This window comes from Pigmentiphaga sp. NML080357 (genome assembly GCF_002188465.1).
Lineage (GTDB): Bacteria > Pseudomonadota > Gammaproteobacteria > Burkholderiales > Burkholderiaceae_B > Pigmentiphaga.
Genome location: NZ_NINW01000049.1, coordinates 116478 through 143064, shown reverse-complemented (window position 1 = coordinate 143064; position 26587 = coordinate 116478). Strand labels below are relative to the sequence as shown.

At 65.3% G+C, this 26587-nt stretch carries 23 protein-coding genes; 9 read left to right on the top strand and 14 right to left on the bottom strand.

Going from position 1 to position 26587, the window contains the following annotated elements; translation table 11 throughout:
• Window positions 1–47 precede the first annotated feature (47 nt).
• The 3 genes from CDO44_RS23110 (at window position 48) to CDO44_RS23100 (ending at window position 3060) form a co-directional block, all read left to right on the top strand.
• Window positions 48–1019: a tripartite tricarboxylate transporter substrate binding protein gene (locus CDO44_RS23110; protein WP_087782599.1), complete on the top strand. Its 972-nt coding sequence runs from the start codon at window positions 48–50 to the stop codon at window positions 1017–1019.
• Between the two features lie 153 nt (window positions 1020–1172).
• Complete coding sequence (locus CDO44_RS23105) at window positions 1173–1952, top strand: IclR family transcriptional regulator (RefSeq protein ID WP_087782598.1); 780 nt, start codon at window positions 1173–1175, stop codon at window positions 1950–1952.
• A gap of 13 nt (window positions 1953–1965) precedes the next feature.
• Window positions 1966–3060 (top strand): GTP-binding protein, encoded by a 1095-nt coding sequence (locus CDO44_RS23100; protein ID WP_087782597.1) that lies wholly within the window; start codon window positions 1966–1968, stop codon window positions 3058–3060.
• Window positions 3061–3077: 17 nt separating this feature from the next.
• On the opposite strand, the gene CDO44_RS23095 is transcribed toward CDO44_RS23100, so the two are convergent.
• The 6 genes from CDO44_RS23095 to CDO44_RS23070 all read right to left on the bottom strand — a co-directional run bounded on the left by CDO44_RS23095 (window position 3078) and on the right by CDO44_RS23070 (window position 10257).
• Complete coding sequence (locus tag CDO44_RS23095; protein WP_087783083.1) at window positions 3078–4013, bottom strand: ParB/RepB/Spo0J family partition protein; 936 nt, start codon at window positions 4011–4013, stop codon at window positions 3078–3080.
• 20 nt (window positions 4014–4033) lie between these two features.
• Complete coding sequence (locus tag CDO44_RS23090; protein ID WP_233146321.1) at window positions 4034–4915, bottom strand: ParA family protein; 882 nt, start codon at window positions 4913–4915, stop codon at window positions 4034–4036.
• A 57-nt stretch (window positions 4916–4972) separates the two neighbouring features.
• A complete protein-coding gene (rsmG, locus tag CDO44_RS23085; RefSeq protein ID WP_369824705.1) occupies window positions 4973–5686 on the bottom strand; it encodes a 16S rRNA (guanine(527)-N(7))-methyltransferase RsmG in 714 nt (237 codons plus the stop codon).
• A gap of 2 nt (window positions 5687–5688) precedes the next feature.
• Window positions 5689–7626 carry a tRNA uridine-5-carboxymethylaminomethyl(34) synthesis enzyme MnmG gene (mnmG, locus tag CDO44_RS23080; protein WP_087782595.1) on the bottom strand — a complete coding sequence of 646 codons (1938 nt, stop codon included), beginning with the start codon at window positions 7624–7626 and terminating at the stop codon, window positions 5689–5691.
• A gap of 1334 nt (window positions 7627–8960) precedes the next feature.
• Window positions 8961–9476: a MarR family winged helix-turn-helix transcriptional regulator gene (locus CDO44_RS23075; RefSeq protein WP_144389575.1), complete on the bottom strand. Its 516-nt coding sequence runs from the start codon at window positions 9474–9476 to the stop codon at window positions 8961–8963.
• Window positions 9477–9783: 307 nt separating this feature from the next.
• Window positions 9784–10257, bottom strand: a complete 474-nt coding sequence (locus tag CDO44_RS23070; RefSeq protein WP_087783081.1) for a fasciclin domain-containing protein — start codon at window positions 10255–10257, stop codon at window positions 9784–9786.
• A 243-nt stretch (window positions 10258–10500) separates the two neighbouring features.
• On the opposite strand from CDO44_RS23070, the gene CDO44_RS23065 reads away from it, so the two are divergent.
• The 3 genes from CDO44_RS23065 (at window position 10501) to CDO44_RS23055 (ending at window position 13760) form a co-directional block, all read left to right on the top strand.
• Complete coding sequence (locus CDO44_RS23065; protein WP_158213398.1) at window positions 10501–11421, top strand: LysR family transcriptional regulator; 921 nt, start codon at window positions 10501–10503, stop codon at window positions 11419–11421.
• Between the two features lie 230 nt (window positions 11422–11651).
• The gene (locus CDO44_RS23060) at window positions 11652–12737 is read left to right on the top strand and encodes a porin (protein WP_087782592.1); all 1086 of its coding nucleotides are present in this window, start codon (window positions 11652–11654) and stop codon (window positions 12735–12737) included.
• A 57-nt stretch (window positions 12738–12794) separates the two neighbouring features.
• A complete protein-coding gene (locus tag CDO44_RS23055; protein ID WP_087782591.1) occupies window positions 12795–13760 on the top strand; it encodes a tripartite tricarboxylate transporter substrate binding protein in 966 nt (321 codons plus the stop codon).
• A 7-nt stretch (window positions 13761–13767) separates the two neighbouring features.
• On the opposite strand, the gene CDO44_RS23050 is transcribed toward CDO44_RS23055, so the two are convergent.
• Window positions 13768–15633, bottom strand: coding sequence for a phosphoenolpyruvate carboxykinase (GTP) (locus CDO44_RS23050; protein WP_087782590.1), 1866 nt, complete (start codon window positions 15631–15633; stop codon window positions 13768–13770).
• 205 nt (window positions 15634–15838) lie between these two features.
• Between CDO44_RS23050 and CDO44_RS23045 the strand changes: the two genes are divergently transcribed.
• Window positions 15839–16843: a D-2-hydroxyacid dehydrogenase family protein gene (locus CDO44_RS23045; RefSeq protein WP_087782589.1), complete on the top strand. Its 1005-nt coding sequence runs from the start codon at window positions 15839–15841 to the stop codon at window positions 16841–16843.
• Between the two features lie 284 nt (window positions 16844–17127).
• Here CDO44_RS23045 and CDO44_RS23040 read toward each other — a convergent pair whose 3' ends face one another.
• Both CDO44_RS23040 and CDO44_RS23035 read right to left on the bottom strand, forming a co-directional pair.
• Window positions 17128–17334, bottom strand: a complete 207-nt coding sequence (locus CDO44_RS23040) for a cold-shock protein (RefSeq protein WP_087782588.1) — start codon at window positions 17332–17334, stop codon at window positions 17128–17130.
• Window positions 17335–17573: 239 nt separating this feature from the next.
• Window positions 17574–18611 carry an AbrB family transcriptional regulator gene (locus CDO44_RS23035; RefSeq protein ID WP_087782587.1) on the bottom strand — a complete coding sequence of 346 codons (1038 nt, stop codon included), beginning with the start codon at window positions 18609–18611 and terminating at the stop codon, window positions 17574–17576.
• Between the two features lie 95 nt (window positions 18612–18706).
• Between CDO44_RS23035 and CDO44_RS23030 the strand changes: the two genes are divergently transcribed.
• Entirely contained in the window at window positions 18707–19873 is a 1167-nt protein-coding gene (locus CDO44_RS23030) for a methionine aminotransferase (protein WP_087782586.1), read from the top strand.
• A gap of 24 nt (window positions 19874–19897) precedes the next feature.
• Here the strand turns inward: CDO44_RS23030 and CDO44_RS23025 are convergent, their stop codons facing one another.
• The 5 genes from CDO44_RS23025 to CDO44_RS23005 form a co-directional block, all read right to left on the bottom strand.
• Window positions 19898–21436 carry a tripartite tricarboxylate transporter permease gene (locus CDO44_RS23025; RefSeq protein ID WP_087782585.1) on the bottom strand — a complete coding sequence of 513 codons (1539 nt, stop codon included), beginning with the start codon at window positions 21434–21436 and terminating at the stop codon, window positions 19898–19900.
• Entirely contained in the window at window positions 21433–21870 is a 438-nt protein-coding gene (locus CDO44_RS23020; RefSeq protein ID WP_087783080.1) for a tripartite tricarboxylate transporter TctB family protein, read from the bottom strand. Before CDO44_RS23020 ends, CDO44_RS23025 begins: the two co-directional genes overlap by 4 nt.
• Before the next feature lie 17 nt (window positions 21871–21887).
• Window positions 21888–22883 carry a tripartite tricarboxylate transporter substrate binding protein gene (locus CDO44_RS23015; RefSeq protein WP_087782584.1) on the bottom strand — a complete coding sequence of 332 codons (996 nt, stop codon included), beginning with the start codon at window positions 22881–22883 and terminating at the stop codon, window positions 21888–21890.
• A 166-nt stretch (window positions 22884–23049) separates the two neighbouring features.
• Window positions 23050–24474 (bottom strand): sensor histidine kinase, encoded by a 1425-nt coding sequence (locus CDO44_RS23010; protein ID WP_087782583.1) that lies wholly within the window; start codon window positions 24472–24474, stop codon window positions 23050–23052.
• Complete coding sequence (locus CDO44_RS23005; protein WP_087782582.1) at window positions 24471–25139, bottom strand: response regulator; 669 nt, start codon at window positions 25137–25139, stop codon at window positions 24471–24473. The genes CDO44_RS23010 and CDO44_RS23005 overlap by 4 nt, the downstream gene beginning before the upstream one ends.
• A gap of 584 nt (window positions 25140–25723) precedes the next feature.
• On the opposite strand from CDO44_RS23005, the gene CDO44_RS23000 reads away from it, so the two are divergent.
• A complete protein-coding gene (locus CDO44_RS23000; protein ID WP_087782581.1) occupies window positions 25724–26557 on the top strand; it encodes an NAD-dependent protein deacetylase in 834 nt (277 codons plus the stop codon).
• The last annotated feature ends 30 nt before the right edge of the window (window positions 26558–26587 follow it).

Below are 26587 nucleotides of genomic sequence, written 5' to 3'. Positions count from 1 at the left end.
CTCGCACGTCAGCCGGTCCCAGAAACCTGAACCAAGGAGACACGCCGATGAGGTTTCATTCCCTTGCGCACGTGCTGTGCGCGACCCTTGCCGCGGGCGCTTTCGCCGCGCCCGCCTGTGCCCAGGACCCGTGGCCCAACCGCCCGGTGAAGATCGTGGTTCCCTATGCCCCCGGCGGCAGTGCCGACACGCTGGGGCGGCTGATCTCGCGCCACCTTTCCGAGACGTTCAAGCAGAGCTTCGTGGTCGAGAACCGCGGCGGCGCGGGCGGTGTCATCGGATCTCAGATGGTGGCGCGGGCCGAACCCGACGGCTACACGCTGGTGGTGTCCGGCATCGGCTCGCACGTCGTCGCGCCGCTCACCAATGCGTCAAGCTTCGACCCGATCAAGGACTTCACGCACATCGCGCTGCTGGGCGGCCCGCCCACGGTGCTCGCGGTCAACGTCGCCCAGCCCATCAAGGACGTGCCCGGCTTCATCAAGCACGTGAAGACGCTGCCCGAAGGACTGAGCTGGGCCTCGCCCGGACAAGGCACGCACGGCGCACTCATCGGCGAGGCATTCCGGCAGATCACCAAGCTGAACCTGGTGCACATCAGCTACAAGGGTGCCGGTCCGGCCGTGGCCGACGTCGCGGCCAATCAGGTGCCCGCGGCCTTCATCACGCTGAGCACCGCCGCAGGCAACATCAAGTCGGGCAAGCTGCGCCCGCTGGCGGTGACCGCCGCGCAACGCGTCCCCGACTTCCCGGACATCCCGACCTTCAAGGAACTCGGCTATCCGCAGCTGACCGGCACCACGTGGTTCTCGTTGTCGGGCCCGGCCGGCATGTCGCCCGACCTGGTCGGAAAGCTCAATCTCGCCGTGCGCAAGGCCCTGCAATCGCCGGAAGGCCAGACGGAACTGCGCAACCAGACGATGGAGACCTTCGATTGGGATGCACCGACTTTCAACAAGTTCGTGAAGGACGAGATTGCCCACTGGAGCCCATATATAAGTTCCCCGCCTACGCGCTGACGCGCGCCCTCCAGGGGGCGATGCAGATGGACCGGCAAAGCCGGATCCATCGCATCCTGGATCTTATGCCCTTCTTGGGTTGAGGGAGCGGACAAGGGGCGAACTTTCCCTCCAGTGGTACTGTACGGATTGGTGCAACCTTCTCCATTACTCATGCAAGACTCTCAGGACGGCGCCGAAGGACGGCTTTCTTCGGTCGCCTCGGCCATCCGGGTTCTCAAGGCATTCTCGGAAACGGAAGTGGAAATCGGCATCAGCACGCTCGCCAAGCGGCTGGGGCTGGCCAAGAGCACGGTCCACCGGCTGGCCAGCACCCTGGCGGCAGAAGGGCTGCTCGAACAGAATACGGAGAACGGCCGCTACCGGCTGGGGCTCGGGCTGTTCGCCCTCGGCGCGCTGGTGCGGCGGCGCATGGACATCTCGACCCAGGCCCTGCCCTATCTGCACGAATTGCGTGAAATCACGGGCGAGACCGTGCACCTGGCCACCCTGGAGCAGAGCAACATTATTTATCTCTTCAACCTGGAAAGCCACCAGGCGATACGGATGCGCTCGTACGTCGGCGCGCGCAAGCCCGCCTTCTGCACCAGCGAAGGCCGCGCGCTGCTGGCGTTCCAGGGACCGGAGATCCTGGCGCGCGTGCTCAAGGACGGCCTGGCGGCGCGCACGCCCCAGACCCAGACCGATCCGGCCGAACTGCGCAAGACGCTGGAACAGGCGCGCCGCGAGGGCTATGCCGTGGACGACGAGGAAAGCGAAGTGGGCATGCGCGGGCTCGCCGCGCCGGTGCGCGACCACAGCGGCCAGGTCATCGCCGCCATCGGCATTGCCGGGCCGGTCCAGCGTTTGACCAAGAAAGCCATCCGCGGCTTCATCGCACCGGTGGTCCAGACGGCCGACGCGGTCTCCGCGCGGCTGGGCTACCAGCCCTGAGTTCGCCAAGGTCATGGCCCCCCCGCCCCGCGCGCGCATCCCCGTCTACCTGCTGACGGGCTTTCTGGGCAGCGGCAAGACGACGCTGCTCGCCGCATGGCTGGCGCAACCGGCGCTCGAAGGTGCCGCCGTCATCGTCAACGAACTGGGCGAGGTGGGACTGGATGGAACGCTGCTGGGCGTGACCGACCAGGCCGCCCTCGTCTCGGGCGCCTGCGTCTGCTGCACGGGCCTGCCCGGCCTGGAACAGGCGCTCGAGGATTTGTTCTGGGCGCGGTTGCAGCGCCGCATGGCCTTCCCCGCGGTGGCGGTGGAAACCACGGGACTCGCCGACCCCGCCCCGGTGGTGCGGGCGTTTCGCGACCATCCCCTGCTGCGCGAACGTTATCGGCTGGAGGCCGTCATCGCGGTGGCCGGGGCGCCCGCCGGCGCGGCGTTGATCGACCGGCATCCCGAGGCAGGGGCCCAGGTTCTCGCGGCGCAGGCCCTGGTCATGACCAAGACGCGCGAGGCCACCGACACGGACAGGCAGGCGTTGCATGCGCGATTCGCAGCCTTGAATCCCCATGCGCCGGTGCTGGTTTCCAATCACGCCGACCTGCCGCTGGATGCTGTGTTGCAAGCGACGGGCAGAGGCAACGATGCCCAGGTCGGAGATACGTCCTCTCCGGACCTTGCCGAGCCCGCATGGCCGGACGAGGCGAAACACGTCGAGACCCACCCGCATGATCACCCGCAAGCCGCGGGTGGTGCCGACGATCACGATCATCTATGTGATGAACACGGCAACGCGCACGATCACCACCATGCGGCGCAGGCGAGCTTCGTTCCTTTGCCGCAGCCCGTGGCCCGCGACTGGCTGCTGATCCGCCTGCACACGCTGGCCGGCGCGCTGGCGGATGACTTGCTGCGCGTAAAAGGCATCGTCGCGCTGGACGACGGACGGCGCTGCGTGGTCCAGTTCGCTCCCGGCGACAGGCGCTTCGACGTACGGCCGCTCGACGAAGCGCCTGGACCCGCCGCCTCGCAGCCCGGCCTGACCGTCATCGCGCTGCATGCCGACGCCGAACGAGTGTCCGCGGCGTTCCTCGGCCGCGGACACGCATAGCCGCCGCGTCTTCGCGGCTAGCTGTTCTCCAGCACGTCGGCCAGGCCCTGCTTTTCGAGCAGGGAAGAAAGATGCTCCCAGCCGTGGAAGTCGATGATGATCTGGCCGCGCTCCTTGGCGCCGATCTTGAACACCACTTGGGTGCCGAGGCGATCGGACAAGGCTTCTTCCAGGCGCAGCACGTCGCGTGACTTGGCGGCAGGCTTGCGGCTGGATTTCTGCGCGGATTCCTGCAAGGTCTGGGCGACGAGCTTTTCGGCCTCGCGCACCGACAAGCGCTTGGCGACGATCTGCGTCGCAAGCTGGATCTGCGTCGCCGCATCGACCGCGAGCAGCGCCCGTGCATGACCCATGTCCAGGTCGCCCGCCAGCAGCATGGTCTGCACCGGGCCGGCCAGGTTCAGCAAACGCAGCAGGTTGCTGGTGGCCGAGCGCGAGCGGCCGATGGCCTGCGCCGCCTGCTCATGGGTCATGCCGAACTCGCCGATCAGGCGCTGCACGCCTTGCGCCTCTTCCAGCGGATTCAGGTCTTCGCGCTGGATGTTCTCGATCAGCGCCATGACGGCGGCGTTCTCGTCGCTGACCTCGCGCACCAGCACCGGCACCTCGGCCAGCCCCGCGAGCTGCGCGGCACGGAAGCGACGTTCTCCGGCAATGATCTCGTAGCGATCGCCTTCGATCGCGCGCACCAGGATGGGCTGCATCACGCCCTGCGTGCGTATCGACTCCGCCAGCTCGGCCAGCGCGCCTTCGTCCATGCGCGAACGCGGCTGGTACTTGCCCGCCTGCAGTCGGGCGACAGGCAGCGAGCTGGGCGGGCCTTCCTTTGGCGCCGCGCCTTCGGACGTCTTGTTGCCCAGCGTGCTCACCGCCGGCATGTCGGCGCCCAGGAGGGCATCGAGCCCCCTGCCGAGTCCCTTGGGCTTCTTCACGCCTTTCTGTCCTGCTTTCATTTCCATGATATTTCCCGACGCTACAGCGTTTTCATGCGCTCTATCATTTCCGCCCCGAACGCCACGTAGGCTTGCGCCCCCTTGGACGCGGGATCGAACACCACGCCCGGCATGCCGTAGCTGGGCGCCTCGGCCAGCCTCACGTTGCGGGGGATGATGCTCTTGAAGACTTTGTCGCCGAAATGGCTTTCCAACTGGGCCGACACCTGCTGCTGCAAGGTCACGCGCGGATCGAACATCACGCGCAGCAACCCGATCACGCGCAGGTCTGGATTGAGGTTCGCATGTACCCGCTTGATGGTATTGACCAGGTCCGACAAGCCTTCCAGCGCGAAGTATTCGCACTGCATCGGAATGATCACGCCATGCGCGGCCGCCAGCCCATTGAGCGTCAGCAGCGACAGCGTGGGCGGGCAGTCGATCAGCACGAAGTCGTAGCGGTCGGCGACGGCGGCAATCGCATGCTTGAGCTGGCGCTCGCGCTCTTCGAGTTCCACGAGGTCGATCTCGGCGCCCGCCAGTTCGCGGTTGGACGGCAGCACGTCATAGCCGCCGCTTTCCGAAGGCTTGGCCGCCTCGGCAATGCCCGCCTCGCCGATCAGCACCTGGTAGAGCGTGGCCTGCAGGTCGCGCTTGTCGATGCCGCTGCCCATGGTGGCATTGCCCTGCGGGTCGAGGTCGACCAGCAGCACGCGCTGCTTCTGGGCCGCCAGTCCGGCCGCCAGGTTCACTGCGGTCGTGGTCTTGCCTACGCCGCCTTTCTGGTTCGCGATGCAAAAGATGCGGGCGGTGGCGCGCTCGCCCTTGGCGGCCAGCGGCTCGGCGCCGGTGATGGCCGCCAGTTCGTCGGACCGTTCGCCGGCCTGCGCCGCCTCGTTGACCATGCTGGAATGGGAAGACATCGAATGTGACTGCCTGATTATTGGAGTTGAATCTGACGCGCCGGCGGCCGGCGCCGGCTAGCTGGTGCCCTGCGACGTAGCATCTTCGATGCGGTCCATCCACACCAGGCAGCGGCGGGCGGACAATCTCGGCACATACAGGGTGGTGACGCCTTCCACGCGCCAGACTCCCTGGTCCTTCAGCGATTGCATCTCGTCTTCGGGCGGGTGCCCTTTCATGGCCGCCAGCACGCCCCCCTGCCTGACGTGGCGCCCGGCCAGCGCGGCAAAATCCTGCAGCGAAGCAAACGCTCGCGAGATGACGATATCGCTTTCGGCAGGCTCGAGTTCTTCCACCCGGCCATGTTCGGCGCTCAGGTTGGGCAGCCGCAATACGCCCGCCACATGGGTGACGAAAGCGGTCTTCTTTTCCACCGCATCCACGCAACGGACCTGCCACTCGGGGCGGCATATGGCCAATACGACGCCCGGCAGGCCGCCGCCCGAGCCAACGTCCAGGATGCGGGCGTCGCGTCCGGCCAGGCGCTGGGCAAGTTCGGGGACCACCGACAGGCTGTCGGTGATGTGATGCAAAAGCATCTGAGCGGGATCGCGAATCGCCGTCAGGTTGTAAGTGCCGTTCCACCGCAGCATTTGCGCGAGGTAATTGAGCAGCAGGTCGATGCGCGGATGGTCGAGTGGGAGGCGCAACGCCGCGCAATCGGCTTCGAGCTGCGCGGCGAACACGGCGCCGTTGAAGGGTTCCTGGAGCGGGCGGGGTTTCTGGGTCACGCTCATGCCGCCCGGTTCGCGTCGACGGAATCCGCGGGGAGCCGTCCGAACTGGCGGCGCTTCAGGTGTATCAGCAGCAGCGAGATGGCGGCGGGCGTCACGCCCGAGATGCGCGCGGCTTGGCCAATGGTTTCCGGCCGATGGGTCTTGAGTTTTTGCCGGACCTCGAACGACAGGCTGCGCACCGAGTCGTAGTCGATGTCTTCGGGTATGCGCTGGTTCTCGTGCCCCGCCTGCTTGTCGATCTCGGCCTGCTGGCGCGTGATGTAGCCGGCGTACTTGACCTGGATCTCGACTTGTTCGGCGACGATCTTGTCCGCAACCCCCGGCCCGGCCAGCAATTCGTCATCCGCGTTCTTCGCTTGCATAAGCGCATCATAGGAAACGTTGGGGCGCTTGAGCAAGTCGAATAGTGTGTACTCACGCTCAATCGCTTTGCCCAATAGCGTCTCGGCAGCCTGGGCAGGGAAAATCCTCGGGTTCACCCACGTGGAACGCAGGCGTTCGATTTCGCTTGCGACCGCGTCGCGCTTGCGGTTGAAAGCATCCCAACGCGCATCGTCCACTAATCCCAGGCGGCGCCCGATCTCGGTCAAGCGCCAATCGGCGTTGTCCTCGCGCAAGCTCAGGCGATATTCCGCCCGCGACGTGAACATGCGATAAGGCTCGGTCACGCCACGCGTGACCAGGTCGTCGGCCAGCACCCCCAAGTAGGCCTGGTCGCGGCGCGGCACCCAGGCCTCCTCGCCCTTGACCTTCAGCGCGGCATTGATGCCCGCAAGCAGTCCCTGGGCAGCCGCTTCTTCATAGCCCGTCGTGCCGTTGATCTGGCCCGCGAAGAACAATCCGGAAATGGCGCGGGTTTCCAGCGAGGCCTTCAGCCCGCGCGGGTCGAAATAATCGTATTCGATGGCGTAGCCCGGACGCAGGATATGGGCATTCTCCAGCCCGGGCAGGGAATGGATGAGCTCGAGCTGCACGTCGAACGGCAGGCTGGTGGAGACGCCGTTCGGATAGAACTCGTGCGTAGTCAGCCCTTCCGGTTCCAGGAATACCTGGTGCGAAGCCTTGTCGGCAAACCGGTGGATCTTGTCTTCGATAGACGGACAATAGCGCGGACCGACACCCTCGATGACGCCCGTATACATGGGGGAGCGGTCCAAACCGCTCCGGATGATGTCGTGGGTGCGCGCGTTGGTGTGCGTAATCCAGCACGGCATCTGCCGCGGATGCATGGCGGCGTCGCCCAGGTACGAGAATACCGGGACCGGATCCAGGTCTCCAGGCTGTTCTTCCAGTACGCTGAAATCGATGGTCCGGCCGTCAATGCGTGGCGGGGTTCCGGTCTTCAGGCGACCTTGTCCCAGCTTCAATTCCTGCAGGCGCTTGCCCAGCGATATGGCGGGGGGATCGCCGGCCCGGCCGGCGGAGTAATTCTGCAGACCTACGTGCACCAACCCATTCAGGAAGGTCCCCGCCGTCAGCACGACCGCGCGCGCACGGAAACGCAAGCCGATCTGCGTTACCGCCCCGACTACCTTGTCGCCTTCCAGCATGAGGTCATCCACCGCCTGCTGGAACAGCCACAGATTGGGCTGGTTTTCCAGACGGTGGCGGATGGCCTTGCGGTAGAGGACGCGGTCGGCTTGCGCCCGAGTGGCGCGCACGGCCGGGCCCTTCGAAGCGTTCAGGATGCGGAATTGGATCCCCGCTTCGTCCGTGGCCAGCGCCATGGCCCCGCCCAGCGCATCGACTTCCTTGACCAGGTGCCCCTTGCCTATCCCGCCTATGGAAGGATTGCAGGACATCTGGCCCAGCGTCTCGATGTTATGCGTAAGCAGCAGCGTCTTGCATCCCGCCCGGGCAGACGCAAGTGCGGCTTCGGTGCCGGCGTGACCACCGCCCACAACGATGACATCAAATTCAGTCGGATACAGCATGGTGAGATCCAGAGGGGTGCCGGACGGTTTCCGGCTCGGCCCTATTCCGTTTGGGAAGCAAAAGGGCCTGAAGGCGTCGCGTAGAGAAGCGACCGTCAAACAGCGATTATAGGATCCCGCACCGCGCAAAGCGAGCCATGGACTGCCAACAAGCCATGTTTCACGTGAAACAGTGGACGAACGGCTACCACGAGAATGTCCACTAGACTTTTGACCAGAAGAGTACCGGCTGATCGGCCGGGTTCTGGCGCAGTAGGAGTGAGGACGGCTTCTGCTCCCACTATTCGGCGGACTTGAATGCCAGGCCGACGGCGTCACCGGAGCTAACGGAGCCACCGAAGATGACGTCGAACTTGTATCCCCGTAAGAAGGATGAGGCGATCTGGCCGAGCGGGCGTGAGCCCCTTGGTAGCCGGAGGCTCTCCGGCGCCCCTCCCCTAAATGACGAGGCTCGCCGAACCACGAGCCGAGCGCCCACACCAAATTGTCCATTCTCGCTGGCCGGCTTCCGGCCCCGCGGAGCAAGGGAGAATTACCCCGCTCATCCATGCGTACTAATACCGGCGGGCGTGGATATCGAGCCAGCCATACGTTGTGATGCCACCATACGGGCGAACACGACCAGGATCTTCCTCGTCTCATCCTTGGGAGGCATCCGCAGTCCTCCGGCTGACGGTGGGTTGCCACGGCGATTGGCGTCCTGGCTAAGGGCGCATGTCAGATAATCGCCGTCCATCTATTGAATCTGTCTTTTTATACAGCGGATTAGTCCGCGGCCGGACATGTGCTTGCCACCGCGAAGCTTCCCGTGCGCCGTCAGCAGACGATCGATGCGAATCCGCTCGGAGGGTCGGACCAAGCCCATCCATCACTTGTGCTAAGTCGATTGGATGGATGGTCAACAAGCTCCGCGTCGCCAGGCTTAATACCATCGGGCATGCGTCCGCGGGAGTTCAACCGTTCTGTGCCATCCAGCATCGTTCGTCCCTCGGGGAGGATGTCGACCGTATTTTCTTTGCCTCACGTGAAAGCCCGGGAGTTTACGCACTCCCCTGCCAGACAGCGAAAAACCCGGTCGCGATCTTGCTACCCTTGATTGTCGGACGGGCTATCCCCCGCTTCGCTATGTGTCCAGTAGCGCCACGGAGCGGCATGGGACCACTCTCATTTCAACACGACCACTTAAGCTGTCAGGACGACAGGTTGATCACTGCCGCTCACCCGAAGAGAACTCAGTACTACCTGGGGATGCGAGTGTTTCACGTGAAACATCGGGATCGCTATAGAAAGAGAACGGCTGCCCGCTCTGGCGATCTCCCGTCCGGCAAAACACCTTACGCATCCCGCGGTCCGTCTGCCTCTTCCCTCATTGCGCGGGCAATCAATACATCAAGCATGTCGAAGAGTTCAGCGACCTTCGCAGGATCGAACCCCTCCAGCAATCGAGCATTTCGTTTCACGGCTACCTGCCGGATGGCAAGCGCGATCTCCATGCCTTCGGGTGTAAGGCTCAACTCGGCCTCCCGGCTGTCGCGTGCCGATCGGCCCCGCTCGACCAAGCCGCGCTGTGACAAGGCGGCCACGGCCCGGCTGACCTGTGCCGCATCCACGAGCGCCGTATAAGCGAGTTCGCGTATGGACACTGGCTGGAAGACGCCCAGCAGGGTAACGACCTGCCACTCCACCTGCGACAAGCCGAATTCCCCTCGCGCGTATTGCACCGCCGCGCGGGTCAGCGCCTTGCTCAAGGTGGCGACCTTGGGAGCGAGCAAGACATCCTGTCCGCGCATGGTCGGCGATTCCGGGTCAACGGCGGGCGCGATCCGCCCGGTTTCACGTTTGGTGGTCAATGTGTTCCTCGTCGTAGGCGTGGCAGGAGGAGACGCGGCAATCCCGGCGCAACAGCGGCAAGTCGAATCGTCGCAGCGATCGCATTATTGCCTTTGCTCCACCGGAAAGCGGCAATCCGACGATACCGGCGCCATTGCGTGCAAAGCGCAAAGTCGTCCTCCGGGCAATGACCTGGTATTTTGAATGATTTCCACATGAGCTGCACGAATTCCCGTGCAGATACATGACTAAGTCATCTAATTGGGCGCGCAGAAAAGCGGCCCCGCCGGTCATGGGGCCGCTCATGCATCGATATCGAGGGCAATGCTAGGGGAACAACACCATGTCGAGCACGTTGATCACGCCGTTGTCCACCTCGACATCCGGTTCCAGCACCTCCGCTTCGTTGAGCCTCAGGCTGCGATCCTTCCTGTGCACGGTCAGGGTCTTGCCGGCTTCGGTCTCGATCCGCGTGCCTTCCTTGGCGTCCTTGAGCAGGATTTTGCCGGCCGCCATGTGCAACTTGACGACGCGCACCAAGGTTTCCTTGTCCTTGAGCGCGTCCCGCTGGGCCGCCGGCAATTTAGCGAAGGCCTCGTCGGACGGCGCGAACACGGTATAAGGCCCCTGGCTTTTCAAGGCCTGCTCCATCCCCGCCTCGCGCACGGCGTTCAACCATGAGCTGAACATGCCCGCGGTCGCGGCCGTATCGACAATGTTGCGCGACATGGCCGGCATCGAGCTCATCAGGCCCAAGGCCAGCACCATCGCGGCGACTCCCGGTATATGCGTGATCCGCATGCGCTTCTCCCGAGCGATGATGGTCTCCTTGCTGAGTGGCCGGCAGGCGGGCGACTCGCGCCTGTCCGCGCTGGAACCCTAATGGTGACTCCCCTGGCTGTAACCAGGGCCATCGCTTGGCAAGGGGGCGCAACAACGCATGGACGAGCTGCTCCCCACGGCCCGCGCGAGCGGAGGCGGACTTCGAGACGCGCGCCGCCGTGTGCCAGAATGCGCTCTCGTCGCGGCCCAGCCGGAGTGCTCATGAACTGGATTCAACGTCTGCGTATCAGGCAGCTGTACGTGCTCGCCGCCTTGCACGAAACGGGCAATCTCAGCCTGACGGCGGAGCGGCTGCACATGACGCAGCCCGCGCTCTCGAAATGGCTGAGGGAGCTGGAATCCGACCTCGAGGTGGAGCTGTTCGAGCGGCATTCCAAGGGCCTGATTCCCACGCAATTCTGCGACATGCTGGTCATCCATGCGCGCGCCGTCATGGGCGAGCTCGAACGCAGCGAGGAAACGCTGGCCGCGGTGCGCGAAGGACTCAGCGGCCAATTGATCGTCGGCACCTCGCCCACCGATACCCATGGGCTGCTGCCCTCCTGCATCGCAGAATTCCGGCGCATGCATCCGGGCATATGCATCGCCGTGCACGAGAACTCCGTGGACAAGCTTCTGCCGTTGCTGATGGAAGGCCGGCTGGACTTCGTCATCGGGCGGATCGACGCCGCCCCCGACCCGGCGATCGCGTGGGAAGCGCTATACGACGAACCCATGACGATCGTGGCCGGCAGCCATCACCCGTTGGCGAATTCGCCGCATCCCACCTGGGCCGATACGCGCCACTATCCCTGGATCATGCCTCCGAAACGGGCGCCGCTGCGGCGGGAGCTGGAACTCGCCTTGGCCGCCGAGGGCGAAGCGCCTCCCAAGGCCGCGGTGGAAACGTTTTCGACCGTGCTCATCACCTCGCTTCTGCAGCAGGGCGAAATGCTGGCAGTCATGTCCCGGTCGATGCAGCGGGCCTTCGCCCGCTCGGCGGGCATCGTGGCCCTGCCCTTGCCCCTGCAGCGGAGAATCACGATCGGCGTGTTGCGGCGGCGAGCCGCCGGCAGGATCCCCGCCTACGACGATTTCCTCGCGTGCGTGCGCAGCGCCACCAACGCTGGCAACGAGGAATAACCCCGAAAATAACGAAAATTCATGGCGGCGGGTGGATTAGTCATTGTCCATATTTTCCGCCGCGCCCAATACTCTGCGCCTGACTCCGAACCGACGGAGGCCGGGCGCGATGCACTCCCCCGGGCCCGAGGAACGGTTTCTCCCCGCGATGCGCCGCGCATCGATCCGACATCCGCGCGGAAGGGATCCGTCCATACGACAAGAATCAGGACGCAGGCTTGGAGGAGAGCATGCCACACATGAAAACGGCGCTGGCCGCCGCCACCGTGCTGGGTCTATCGTCGTCGCCGGTGCAGGCGGACGCCGTGGCTTACGGCATCGTCGATCTGGCGATATCGATGGACGACGGCGGCCGGAACGGACGCAGCTATCAGGCCAAGAGCGGCCTGATGAGCGCCTCGAGGCTCGGATTTCGCGGCCAGGAGGAACTGGGCAACGGCTTTCGCGCCTTGTTCCACCTGGAGCTGGGCTTTGCGGCCGATACCGGCGTCCAGAACAGCTATGCGCCGGCCGGCGCAACGGCGCCCTCGGTCGGATGGAACCGCAAGGCCTATGTCGGCGCGGCCCACGAGCGCTGGGGCACGCTGCTCCTGGGACGCAACAACACGCCCTTCTTCCATGCGGCAATGGCGACGGACGCATTGTCGTTCGGTCTCTACGGCAGCAACATCTTCCTGACCACGCTTACGGGCAGTCCCGAAAACGTGCGCATTGCAGGCAATGGGGTCTACTACCTTTCGCCCGCGTGGGGCGGGCTGTCTTTCAACGCGGTGGCCACCACCGGCGCCGAACGACCGACATCGCCGCGGGACGAGCGCCGTCTCCTGGGCCTCGGCGTGCAATACGAGCGCGGCGGCCTGCTGCTGGCGGCCGCCTATCAATCCGATCACGTGCCCATGCCGGGCGGCGCGCAGACCGGCAAGCGGGAAGACCACATCCTGGGCGGCCGCTACGACTTCGGCGGCTACTCGCTGTCCGCCGGCTATGCCGCGGTGAAGATGCCCACGCAAACCGCCGATCGCCACGCCTTGTGGCTGGGCGGATCGGTCTCGGTCGGCCGGGGAAAGATCCTCGCGCAATTCAGCCAGACGCGGTCCGAAGCGCCGGCCGGCGTGAAGGATGGAAAGGCCCGCTCCTTCGGCCTCGCCTATACCTATTCTCTTTCGCGGCGGACCACGGGTTACCTCTCCTATGGCCGTGTGTGGAACAACGCGACTTCCCGCCTTGGCCTGCAGGGCGGCTCGGCCACCGTCGCCGCGGACGCGCCGGGTGCCGACCCGAGCGGCCTGGCCGTCGGGATACGGCACCGGTTCTAGGCCCGAGCGCCAGGCCGGCATGGCAGGACCCCCAAAGTACTTCGTACAGGAGACGACATGAGAAGGACATTTCTGAAGCGCACGGCGGCCATCGCCGCGGCCGCCGCAGCGCGCGCCGCATTCGCGAACGATTGGCCGCAGCGCAGCGTGCGCATCATCATTCCGTCCGCTGCGGGCAGCCCCTGGGATCCGCTGGCGCGACTGCTCGCAGCGGAGCTGACCACGCGACTGGGCCAGACCTTCTATGTGGAGAACAAGCCGGGAGGAACGGGCCTCTTGGGCATGAACCAGGTCGTATCGGCCAACGACGGCCACACGCTGGGTTTCATGTTCATGCCCCACGTCGTGATCCCGTCGCTCTTCAAGAACATGCCGTACGACACGGAACGCGACATCGTGCCGGTGACCATGACGAACGTGCTTTACAACGTCCTGGTCGTGCATCCCTCAGTCCAGGCACGGACGATCAAGGACCTGGTGGCGCTGGCCAAGGACAAACCGGGAACGATGACGGTGGCATCGGGCGGCAATGGATCGCCGGCCCATATCCTGGCCGAGTACTTCCAGCAGGTCACCGGCACATCGCTGATTCACGTGCCCTACCGCGGGCCGGTTGGCGCGCTGCAGGACCTCGCGGCCGGTCAGGTCCAGTCGATGTTCGCAGTCAGCACGACCGCGCTGCCCCATATCCGCGCCGGACGGGTGAGAGCCGTCGCAGTGGCGGCCGAACAGCGGCTGGATGTCCTGCCGGACGTCCCGACGATCGCGGAGGAAGGCTACCCCCAGCTCGAATTCAGGCAATGGGCCGGGCTGGTCGCGGGACGATCGGTGCCGGCCGCGGCTATCGCCCGGCTCAACGCCGACATCCGCCAGATCCTGGCCGATCCGGCCATCGTCGGGCAATTCCGCGAGACCGGCCTGTACATCGAGACCGGCAGCGCGGAGGATTTCGGCAGGACCATACGCGAGGACCTGCGCAAATGGGCGCAGGTCCTGCGGAAGGTCAATATCAAGATGGGTTGACCGCCGGTTACCCCTGGAGCCGCTGGGTCAGCTTCTGTTTGACCTCGACCAGTTCGCCGGGCAGCCCATGCTTGAGCAGGGCGAACAGCTCGTCATGCAGGCGGAATTCCTCCTGCCACGCCTTCGCGTCGATGGCGGTGATCTTGTCGAACTGCTCGCGGCTGAAATTCAGGCCGTCCCACGTGAGGTCCTGGTACGAAGGCGTCACGCCGAACACGTGGTCCACGCCCTGCGCCTTGCCCTCGATGCGCTCGAGCATCCACTTGAGCACGCGCATGTTCTCGCCGAAGCCGGGCCATACGAACTTGCCGTTCTCGTCGGTGCGGAACCAGTTCACGCAGAAGATGCGCGGCAGGACCACGCCGGCCGATTCGAGCTTGGCACCCAGCTGCAGCCAGTGGCTGAAGTATTCGCTCATGTTGTAGCCGCAGAACGGCAGCATGGCGAACGGATCGCGGCGCACCACGCCCTGCTTGCCGGTGGCGGCGGCGGTGGTTTCCGAGCCCATGGTGGCGGCCATGTACACGCCCTCGACCCAGTTGCGCGCTTCGGTGACCAGCGGCACGGTGGTGGAGCGGCGGCCGCCGAACACGAAGGCATCGATGGTCACGCCGGCGGGGTTGTCCCATTCGGCGTCGATGGCGGGATTCTGGTCGGCCGCGACGGTGAAGCGGGCATTCGGATGCGCTGCCTTGCGGCCCGTGGTCTTGCCGATCTCGGGCGTCCAGTCCTGGCCCTGCCAGTCGATGCAGTGCGCGGGCGGCTCGCTCATGCCTTCCCACCAGACGTCGCCGTCGTCGGTAAGCGCGACGTTGGTGAAGATCACGTTCTCGCGGAGCGTGGCCATGCAGTTGAAGTTGGTCTTCTCGTTGGTGCCCGGCGCCACGCCGAAATAACCGGCTTCGGGATTGATGGCGCGCAGCTTGCCGTCGGGACCCGGCTTGATCCAGGCGATGTCGTCGCCGATGGTCGTGACTTTCCAGCCCGGCATCGAAGCCGGCGGAATCAGCATGGCAAAGTTGGTCTTGCCGCAGGCCGACGGGAAGGCCGCCGCCACGTGCATCTTCTTGCCCTCGGGCGAGGTCACGCCCAGGATCAGCATGTGCTCGGCCAGCCAGCCCTGGTCGCGCCCCATCTTGGAGGCGATGCGCAGCGCCAGGCATTTCTTGCCCAGCAGCGCGTTGCCGCCGTAGCCCGAGCCGAACGACCAGATCTCGCGGGTCTCGGGATAATGGACGATGTACTTGGTTTCGTTGCACGGCCAGGCCACGTCGGCCTCGCCGGCTGCCAGGGGCTTGCCCACGGTATGCACGCAGGGCACGAATTCGCCGTCGGAGCCGAGCACGTCGTAGACCTTGCGTCCCATGCGGGTCATGATCCGCATGTTGGTCACGACGTAGGGGGAATCGGACAGCTCGACGCCGATCTGCGCAATGGGCGAACCGAGCGGCCCCATCGAGAACGGGATCACGTACATGGTACGGCCGCGCATGGAACCGGCGAACAGCCCGTCCAGCGTGCTGCGCATTTCCGCCGGATCGACCCAGTTGTTCGTGGGGCCGGCGTCTTCCTTGCGCTCCGAGCAGATGAAGGTGCGGTCTTCGACACGCGCCACATCCGAGGGATCGGACCAGGCGAGGTAGGAATTGCGGCGCTTGGCGGGATTCAGCCGGCGCAGCGTTCCGGCTTGCACCATCTGCTCGCAGAGCCGGTCATACTCTTCCTGCGACCCGTCGCACCACTCGATGCGATCGGGCTGCGTCAGCGCGGCAATCTCGGCCACCCAGGCCTTGAGCCGCTCGTGGCGTACCCAATCAGGAGCATCGAGCGCCGCAAGATGTTTGGAGACCGCTGTTTTAGGCACGGCGTTCATGGATGACATTCTCCTCGACGCTTTCGAAAGCGCCTGATTATGTAAAAAATAAAGATCCGGGCATCGATTGGCACGGATCGACTTAACTTAATATACCCCACCCCCTCCGGCCAAAAGTTTCCAGGAGGAAAGGGTCGGTTACCGTTGGCTGCTAACGCCCCCAAGACCAATTGGACTACCATCGCGTCTGATCGAAGGAAAGCCCATGCGCATTACGATTCTTGACGACTACCAAGACGCGGTACGCAAGCTCGACTGCTTCAGCTTGTTAGAAGGCCACGAAGTTAAGGTTTATAACAATACGGTCAAGGGATTAGGCCAGTTGGCCGTCCGGCTGCGCGATACGGAGACTTTGGTATTGATCCGCGAGCGCACGTCCATTACCCGCGCCCTGCTGGACAAGCTCCCGCAATTGAAGCTGATCTCCCAGACGGGGCGCGTCGGCTCGCACATCGATGTGGCCGCCTGCACCGAGCGCGGGATCGCCGTCGCCCAGGGAGTCGGCTCACCCATCGCGCCGGCTGAACTGACATGGGCGCTCATTATGGCCGCGATGAGGCGAATTCCTCAATATGCAGCCAATCTCAAGCATGGTGCATGGCAGCAATCCGGCATGAAGGCTTCGTCCATGCCAGCCAATTTCGGGCTGGGGCGCAGCTTGCACGGCCGCAACCTGGGGCTGTTCGGCTACGGCAGGATCGCCAAGATGGTGGCGAACTACGGCAAGGCATTCGGCATGAAGGTCACGGTCTGGGGACGCGAGTCCACCCTGGAACGCGCCCGGGCCGACGGCCTGGATACCGCGGCCAGCAAGGAAGCGCTGTTCGAATCCAGCGACGTGCTGTGCCTGCTGCTGAAACTGACCGACGAGACCCGCGGCATCGTTACGCTGGCCGACTTGCAGCGCATGGGGCCCGAGGCCCTCCTGGTGAATACCTCGCGGGCGGAACTGATCGAGTCCGATGCGCTGGTGCTGGCGCTCAATCGCGGCCGCCCCGGCATGGCCGCGGTCGACGTGTTCGAGACCGAACCCATTCTGCAAGGCCATCCGCTGCTGCGGATGGAGAACGTCATCTGCACGCCCCACATCGGTTTCGTGGAAGCCGACAGCTACAACCTCTATTTCAAGGTCGCTTTCGAGAACATCGTGGCGTGGGTGGCCGGCACGCCCCGAAATATAGTGAACGGAGTGCCCGCCGCTACGCGTTGATGGGCGCCCCCCCAGGGGGGCGACGCGGGTGGACCGGCAGAGCTGGATCCACCGCATCCCGAGTCCAGTACGAGCTTCTTGGAATGCCACCGGTCTACCGTTGCAGCCGGCAACGAGTCCGCGATGGCGGGCCAGGACCGACGATTATTCTGGGAAGGGAGAATTGAACAGCGTGCCGCGGAATGACCGGGATAGGAAGGAAACTAAAAAACGGTACCGCCCCGCCCGCACGGCGGGGTAGGAGGCGCGGCGCACGTGCGCCGCGGGATAAGAAACTTCTGTGGTTACAGCGGTTTGATGTCCGCGGCCTGGGGGCCCTTGGGACCATCCTTCACTTCGTATTCGACTTCCTGGCCTTCGGTCAGGCTGCGATAGCCGCGGCCGACGATGGCGGAAAAGTGAGCGAACACATCCGGACCACCGGACTCCGGCGTGATGAAGCCGTATCCCTTGTCCGCGTTAAACCATTTGACCTTGCCCTTCTGTGCCATGTGCGGCGTCCTCTAATAATAAACAATGCAATAGAACCAAGAACGCCGACACGAACTGAAATGCGGTAATGGCGGACATCCGCAAATGGCAGACGGGACTTGCGTGCTGCTTGAATTCAACTGCGAATGGCAGCATACCCGCGCGCACTTTGCGAATCAATAACATTTAGCGGGCGTATCGCAAATGACGCGTACGCTTCGCGCAACAGGGGAAAACGGACTTCGGCGAGGGCGGAAACTTACTCGCGCAGCGCCGGGAAACGCTTGAGCAAGACACGGTAGAGCGGCGCGCTGACAAGCAGTACGGCGGCCAGGCGGAACACCTGGAAAGCGGTGACCAGCGGGACGCCCAATTGCAGAACCTTGGCGGTAATGCACATCTCGGCGACGCCGCCGGGAGCCAGCCCCAGGATCAGCGTGGGCGAGGAAATGCCGGTGGCCGGCGCCAGCGCCATACTGAGTCCGACCGACAGGGCGATCGCTATCAGGGTATACACCAGGATCAGCGCCATGAACCGCGGCGCGGTGCGGAAGAAATCAGGCGTATAGCGGTCCCCCAGCGACCACCCGATCAGCAATTGCGCGCCGTTCAGCAGGAAGGACGGCATGGCCGACAGCGCCATGTCCTGGGAAGTCAGGAAGATGGTGACGGCCATGGGCCCCAATACCCAGGCGTTCGGGATCTGGCTGCGCCGGGCGAGCAGCGCGCCGCAGCCGCCCAGGGCGAACAGGATGGCCAGCCCGGCGGGATCGATCACCTGCGTGGCCGGAGCGAAAAGGCCGATTCCGGTCACGCCCGAGAGCCGGAACCCCAGGGGCACCAGCACGACTACCAGTAAAATGCGCAGGCTGTGGGCCGAGGCGACGAGCGAGACCCTTCCCCCGTAGCGGTCCGACAGGTTCGCCATTTCGGCGGCGCCCCCGATGGTGGACGAAAAAAACGCCGTGCTGAACTCGACCCCGGCCGCCCGCCGGAGGAACCATGCGCCGCCCAGGCCCACGACGACCGCGAACACGGCACCGACGACGAGCGGCAGGAGATTGCGTACGATCTCTTCGATCACCGCGGGCGTGAAATACAGTCCCAGGCCCACGCCGATCACCCATTGGCCCGCGCAGCGCAGCGCCGAACGGCTCTCGGACCGCACGCCGGCGATCTTGGTGGCCGCCGTGGCCACCAGCGCGCCCAGCATCCAGGGCAGCGGCGTATGCAGCGACACGGCGATCAGCGAACCGCAGAGCGCGATGGAAAAACCTAGAAGCAGGCGGACGGGCATGGGCAAGGGAGGAAACCGGCATGTCCGCCGGAAAACGCGCGGGGGTAGACTGATCCAATGAGGGCCAATGGTACATCCAAGGTACGAGCAAGCTGATGATTAACTCCAAACTGCCTGACGTCGGCGTCACCATCTTCACGGTCATGAGCCGGCTGGCAACCGAGACCCGGGCCATCAACCTGGGCCAGGGCTTTCCCGATTTCGATCCCGATGCCGGACTGCTGGCCAAGGTCGAGGCCGCCATGGCGGCCGGCCATAACCAGTACGCCCCGATGGCCGGCATCCCGGCGCTGCGCACGGCCATCGCGGCCAAGACGCGGGCCCTGTACGGCATGGCCTACGATCCGGAAACCGAGGTCACCGTAACGAGCGGCGCCACCCAGGCGCTGATGACGGCCATTCTGGCAGTGGCCGGCGCGGGCGACGAAGTCATCGTGCTGGAACCCACCTACGATTCTTACGTGCCCGCCATCAAGCTCGCCGGCGCGACGCCGGTCGCGGTGCAGCTGCTCGCGCCGACGCCGCAGTCGCCCTGCTACCGGCCCGACTGGGAAGCGGTGCGGCGCGCGATCACGCCGCGCACCCGGGCCCTGATGATCAATTTCCCGCACAACCCCACCGGCGCGGTGCTGGCCGACGCCGACCTGGACGAGCTCGAGCGCATCCTGGCCGACACGGGCATCCTGCTCATCTCCGACGAGGTGTACGAACACATCGTCTTCGACGGCCGCCGCCATGCCTCCATCGCCCGCAGGCCGGCGCTGGCGGCGCGCAGCTTCCTCGTTTCCTCGTTCGGCAAGACCTTCCACACCACCGGCTGGAAGATCGGCTATTGCTGCGCGCCGGCGGCGCTGTCGCTGGAATTCCGCAAGATCCACCAGTTCATGGTGTTCGCGGTATCCACGCCCATGCAGTACGCGCTGGCCGCCTTCCTCGAAGACCCTCGCCACTATCTCGAGCTCCCTGCCTTCTACCAGGCCAAGCGCGACCGGCTTGAAGCCGGCCTGCGGCAGACCCGCTTCAAGCCGCTGCCGTGCCCCGGCACGTATTTCCTGCTCGCCGACTACAGCGCGATCTCGGATGCTCCCGAAAGCGAATTCGCGCGCTGGCTGACCATCGAACATGGCGTGGCCGTGATTCCCATCGCGGCCTTCCATGCCGATCCGGACGCGCCGGCCTCGAACCGGCAGCTGGCGCGGTTCTGCTTCGCCAAGAAGGACACCACCCTGGACGCGGCGCTGGAGCGGCTCCGGAGCGTCTGACCCCTCCACCGGAGGGGCCACCCGTCACGCCGAGGGCGCGGAGGATACGGCCGCCCCGCCGCGCCGGCGCGCCAGTGCGCGCAGCGTGACGGGCACCACCAGCACGGCCGCGGCGCATGCCCACAGGCCGATGCTGACCGGGCTTTCCCACAGGATGGCGGTGTCGCCGTTGGTGATGGACAGGGCCCGGCGCAGGTTCTGCTCCATCATGTTGCCCAGCACCAGCCCCAGGATGAGCGGCGCCATCGGCACCGACATCTTGCGCAGCAAATACCCCACCACGCCCAGCGCCACCATCATGACGAGGTCGAAGGTGGTGGCATGCACCGAATACACGCCGATGGCGCTGACCGTGACGATGAACGGCACCAGGGCCCAGGTCGGCACCGACAGCATGCGCGCGAACAGGCCCACCATCGGGATGTTCATCGCCAGCAGCATGAAATTGCCGATGAACAGCGACGCGATCAGGCCCCATACGATTTCCGGACGCTGGTCGAACAGCGCGGGGCCCGGCGTGATGTTGTAGAGCGCCAGCACGCCCATCATCACCGCGGTGGTTCCCGACCCCGGCACGCCCAGGGTGAGCATGGGCACGAAGGACCCCGTGGCCGAGGCATTGTTGGCCGCCTCCGGCGAGGCCAGTCCGCGGATGTCGCCCTTGCCGAAATGCGCGCCTTCCGGGTCGGACTGCTCCACCAGGCGCTTTTCGGTCGAATAGGCCATTGCCGACGCGACGGTCGCGCCCGCGCCCGGCAGCACGCCTACCACGAATCCGATCAGCGAACCGCGCACCGTGCCCCACCAGGTCTGCGCCATTTCGCGCAGGTTGAACAAGGTACGGCCGGTGGGCTTAACCGCGGCAGTGCCCGTTACCGATTGCTCGAGCAGCAACAGCATTTCGCTGACCGAGAACAAGCCGATCACCACCACCACGAACTGGATGCCATCGCTCAAGTGCAGCGAATCGAAGGTGTAGCGGTAGATTCCCGAGTTCTCGTCGATGCCCACGGTGGACAGGGCCAGCCCGACGGCGGCGGCCAGCAGTGCCTTGACGGGTTGCTCGCCCATCAGTCCCGCCAGACAGCAGAAAGCGAACACCATCAGCGCGAAGTATTCGGCGGGCCCGAAGGCGAGCGCCCACCTGGCAAGCAGCGGCGCCGCGATTGCGATGCCGACGGTGGCCACGGCGGAACCGACGAACGAGCTCCACGCAGAAATGGACAAGGCCACGCCGGCCTTGCCTTGCCGCGCCATCGGGTAGCCGTCGAGCGCCGTCATGATGGCCGAGGCTTCGCCCGGCACGTTGATCAGGATGGAACTGATGCGGCCGCCATATTCGCAACCGATATAGACCGCAGCCAGCAGGATGAGCGAACTCTCCGGCGGCAGTTGCATCGCGAATGCCAGAGGCATCAGGATCGCCACGCCGTTGATGGGTCCGAGTCCCGGCAGCACGCCGACGATGGTGCCGATGAAAGCCCCGATGGCCGCGATCAGCAGATTGAGCGGCGTCAGCGCGACCGAAAAACCGGTGGCCAGGTGGCCGAAGATCTCGTTCACAGGAGGCCTCCCAGCAGACCAGTGGGCAGCACGACGTCGAGCACCTTGTCGAACAGCAGGAAAACGGCCACGCCCAGGACCAGCCCGGCGGCGCCCGACTTGAACCACGATCCGCCGAAGGCGCGGCCCACGGGCAGGCTCATCAGGAAGGTGGCGAAGACCACGCCCAGCCATTGAAACAGGAAGGCATAGACCGCCAGCGCCGCGGCCACGGCGAAGACGCGCCCCTTCACACCCGGGGCGGCGGGCTCCACCGGATTGCCGCCCTTGACCGCCAGCCACAGCCCGCACAGGCCGATGATCAGCGACAGCAGCATGGGAAAGGCGCGCGGGCCGACCGGCTCGTAGGCGAAAGGCGCCTCGAGGCCGTAGCCCTGCCACGCCATCACGGCGGCGAATGCGAGCGCCGCCGTGCCCAGCAGCCGGTCGTTCAATACGACGCGGCTGCCCGTCATTTGCGCACCAATCCGAATTCGTCGGCCAGCTTGCGGTATTCGGCCACTTGTTTCTTGACGTAGTCGTCCACCGCCTTGCCGGTGAGGTTGAACGGGAACAGGCCCCGCTCTTCACGCAGCTTGGCGAATTCCGGCGTGGCCATCATCTTGTCGAAGGTGGCGACCCACCACTGGTAGTCGGCGTCCGATACCTTGGGTCCGACGTAGAAGCCGCGGATGATGGGCCACTGGATGTCGAAACCCTGCTCCTTGGCGGTGGGAACGTCGGCCAGCTTGCCGGGCAGCCGCTGCTCGGAGAACACCGCCAGAATGCGAATGGGCACCCCGGCGTCGAGGATGGCGGCCACCTCCCCCGCGTCGCCCGAATACACCTGCACGTGACCGCCCTGCAGGGCGGTGAGCGACTCGCCGCCGCCTTCGAAGGCCACGAAGCGCATGGTCTTGTAATCGATGCCGGCGGCCCGCGCGGTCAGCGCGGCCTTCATCCAGTCCTGGCTGCCGATGGTGCCGCCCGCGCCGAACACCACCTTGGTGGGATCGGCCTTGATGGCGGCCATCAGGCTCTTCAAGTCCTTCCAGGGGGAATCCTTGCGCACCACGACGGCGCCATAGTCGGTGCCGATGCCGGCCACCCAGCGCACGTCCGATTCCGTGTACCGGCCGAACTTGCCCTGGGCGATGTTGAGCAGCGAACCGCCGGAGAACGCGACGATGGTGCCGGCTTCGGCCGGGCGCTGCGCAATGATGGTGTTATAGGCCACGGCGCCGATGCCGCCGGGCATGTACACCGAGCGCATGGGCGAAGCCAGGAATTTGCCTTCCTGCAACCCGGTCTGGGCCAGCTTGCAGGTCAGGTCGAAACCGCCGCCGGGCTTGGCCGGCGCGATGCATTCGGGCCGCTCGGGCGCGGCGGCGACGGGTTGCGCGGCCAATCCCGCAAGCAGCAATGCCGCGGCACATGCCGCAGCCCGCAGACGGACTGTGGGGTTCATCAGTCACCTCCATTCATTGTTGTCGATATGACGGCTAGCCTGCCGTACGAGGGCGACTGTACGAATTCCCGGCTTTCAATAGGCTTTCAATCGGGGCCCTTTTTCGCCGCTGGTGGACCGGCAAAGCCGGATCCACGGCGCCCCGGTCAGGGCGTCGCGGTTTTCTTCATGCCGCGGGGAAAACCAGGGACACCCTCAGGCCGGGCCCGGGTACGCGGTTCTCGAGCACGAGGCTGCCCTTGTGAAGCCTGGCGATGCGCTGCGCGATGGCCAGCCCCAGCCCGGCACCGGGTTTGCCCTTGCCGGACTCGCCTCGCCTGAAACGCACGCCGGCCCGCTCGATGTCCGCCGCCGACATGCCCGGCCCGCCATCTTCCACGCGGATCACCACTTGCTCGCCCTCGCGCGCGACCGACAAGGTCACCATGCCCGCCTCGGGGCTGTAGCGAATGGCGTTGTCCAGCAGATTGACCAGCGCTTCGCGCAGCAGCAGCGCCGAACCGAAGAACGGCAGGGTCTCCTCCTGGGCGTCGAAACCGTAATCGAGCTGCTTGGCGCGCGCAGCCGGCAGCAGGCTGCGCGCGCACTCGCCTGCCAGCTCGACCAGGTCTACCCGGGCGAACGGCACGCTGCCTTCGGCCAGCGAGGCATCGTGCACCCTTGCCAGTGCCAGCATCTGGTTGGCCATCCGTATGGACCGGTCGATGCCACCATGCATGGCCTGCAGCACCTGCCGTACGGCCTGCGGGTCGTTCTCGCGCAGCGCGAAATCCACCTGGGTCTTCAGTACCGTCAAGGGCGTGCGCAACTGGTGCGAGGCATCGTCGAGGAACTGGCGCTGGGCCCGCGCCTGGGCTTCGTGACGGGCGATGTGCCGGTTGATGGCGGCCACCAGGGGCTGCACCTCCGAGGGGACCTGGCTGTCGTCCACTGGCCGCAGGTCGTCGGGACCGCGCGCATCGATCTCTTCGCTCAGGCGTACCAGGGGCCGCAGCGCAATGATGACGCCGGCCGTGAGCAGCAGGGCGCTCAACAGGATCTGCAGCGTATCCCGCTCGATCGCCCGCATCAGCACCGTGCGGGTAAAGCCCGCGCGCGAGTCGATGCTCTCGGCAACCTGGATGATCACGCGCTGCCCTTCCTTGGCGCCGTACAGCGGCGGATCCAGCCGGCGCGCCAGCACGCCGACCCGCACCGGTTCGCCGAAGTACCGCGCATTGAAGAACTCCGCCTTGCCCGAACGCAGCGGATGTTCGGGCAGAGGCAGTTCCGGATTGCCGATCTCGGTCAGGTTGTCTTCCGTCGCCACCCGGAAATAGACGTTGCCGCTGGCGGTCAGCTCGAAAAATTGCAGCAGCCGGTAAGGCAGTTCAACGGCCAGCCCGCCGCTTTCGGTGGAGATGTTCAGGTCGATGGCGCGCAGCGCGCCCGCCAGCGACCGGTCGTAGGCGGCGTTGGCCAGGTCGTCGAGCAGGCGCACGGACAGCCACAGGCCGCCGCCCGCCACCATGGCCAGGGCGGGCAGCATCCACCAGAGCAGCGTCGATTTCAGGCTGCGGCGTTTGGTCCGGCCGCCGCCGGGGTTCGTCATGCCGGCTCCAGGCAATAACCCAGGCCGCGCAGCGTCACGATCTGCACGCCGGTGTCTCCCAGACGCTTGCGCAGCCGGTGGATGAGCACTTCGATCGCGTCGGGGCCGACGTCCTGGTCATCGCTGAACACCCGGTCCAGGATCTGCTGCTTGGTCACGGGCTCGCCGCTGCGCTGGATCAGCGCCCGCAATACCGCGTGTTCGCGCGGGGAAAGGGCCAGCACCTGGCTGCCGAGCAGGAATTTTTGCGCGGCGGCATCGAAAGTCAGCGGACCGCAGGCCAGGCGGGGGTGTTCCCGTCCGCGGCTGCGGCGGATCAAGGCCACCAGCCTTGCCTCCAGTTCCGCGACGTTGAAGGGCTTCGGAAGGAAGTCGTCGGCGCCCTCGTGCAGGGTACTTACCCGCTCAGTCAGCGAATCGCGCGCGGTCAATATCAGTACGGGCGTACGGTCGTCACGGGCTCGCAGCTTGGCGAGCAGGCCATGGCCATCCAGGCCCGGCAAGCCCAGGTCCAGGACGATCGCGTCGAAATCCTCCATTTGCAGCCGTTTTTCCGCAATGACCCCGTCGTTCGCCCATTCCACGACGAATCCGGCGTGCCTGGCCAGGGTGCCGGACAGCCACCGGGCGAGTTCGGGTTCGTCTTCAACCAACAGGATGCGCATGGCGGGCTTGTTTATATAGATATAGAGGCATGGAAGCGAATGGGATGCTAGGTGTTCGCCCCGGCAGGGTCAACCGGACCGCGGAGGACCCGAAGGGACCGCTGGCGGTCCGTCGTCGTGGTAGGAAGAAAAATGTTTTGGGCTTTAACCTAAAACTATCTATCCCACTCGTAGTAGGTAATAGGAGCCTGTGGATAACTTTTCCTCGCGGAAAATTCCTTTTCGATTCAATGCCTTGCCTACTTTTTAGGCATGTGGATAACCTTGCCCACATGGTGTACCCCCAAGTCGAACAAGTTTTTCGGTCCGGAGAAAAAGCGGAGTTATCCAGAAAGGGCCAACAGATTGTGCACAACGGTGCTTCCTAGAGGTTATCCACAGCCCCCCCTACGCGCTGACGCGCGCCCCCCAGGGGGCTCTACTTACGGACCGGCGGAGCCGGATCCGCTGTGCCCTGCGGTACTACCAGGCTGGTGGGGGTAGCGTTCTTTTGGATTGGTTTTGATTTTCGCTGTCATGTCTGCGGGCTTGGAGTGGGAAGGAGGATTGGGGGGTATGCTTGGTTCCTGCCTGTGGGGTCTTGTATGGATGCATCTTCCGTTTCCGCGCTTGCCGAGTTCGTTGCCCGCCATGAGCGGTTGTTCGTGCTGACGGGGGCCGGATGCAGCACGGATTCGGGGATTCCCGATTACCGGGATGCCGATGGCCGGTGGAAGCGGACGCCGCCTATCGATTTCCAGGCGTTCATGGGCAGCGGGCTCGCTCGGTCGCGTTACTGGGCGCGCAGCATGGTGGGATGGCGGCGCTTTGGCAAGGCGGGGCCGAATGATGCGCACCGGGCCCTGGCGCGGCTCGAGGCGGCGGGGAAGGTGGGGCTGCTGGTCACCCAGAATGTCGATGGCCTGCACCAGGCCGCCGGCAGCCGCGCGGTGGTCGACCTGCACGGGCGGTTGGACGAAGTCCGTTGCATGGAGTGTGCGCATCGTGAAGCGCGCGCGGGGTTCCAGCAGCGCATGGAGGCGATGAACCCGGGTTGGGTGGCGCTGGAGGCGGCGGATGCGCCCGATGGCGACGCCGATCTGGAGGTTGCGGATTTCTCGCGCTTCGCGGTGCCGCCCTGTCCCGCCTGTGGCGGCATCCTGAAGCCGGACGTGGTGTTCTTCGGCGAGCAGGTGCCCGCCACCAGGGTGGCGACGGTGCTGCGCGCGCTGGAGGCGGCCGATGCCATCCTGGTGGTGGGGTCCTCGCTGATGGTGCATTCCGGCTATCGCTATGTACGCGCCGGCGCCGCGGCGGGCTTGCCCGTGGCCGCGGTCAACGTGGGCCGTACCCGCGCCGACGATCTGTTGTCCCTGAAGGTGGCGCAGCCATGCGCCCAGGCGCTGGCCTTCATGCTCGAGGACCGCGCGGCGGCCTGACGCCGGGAGACAACCCCACCACGCGGTGGC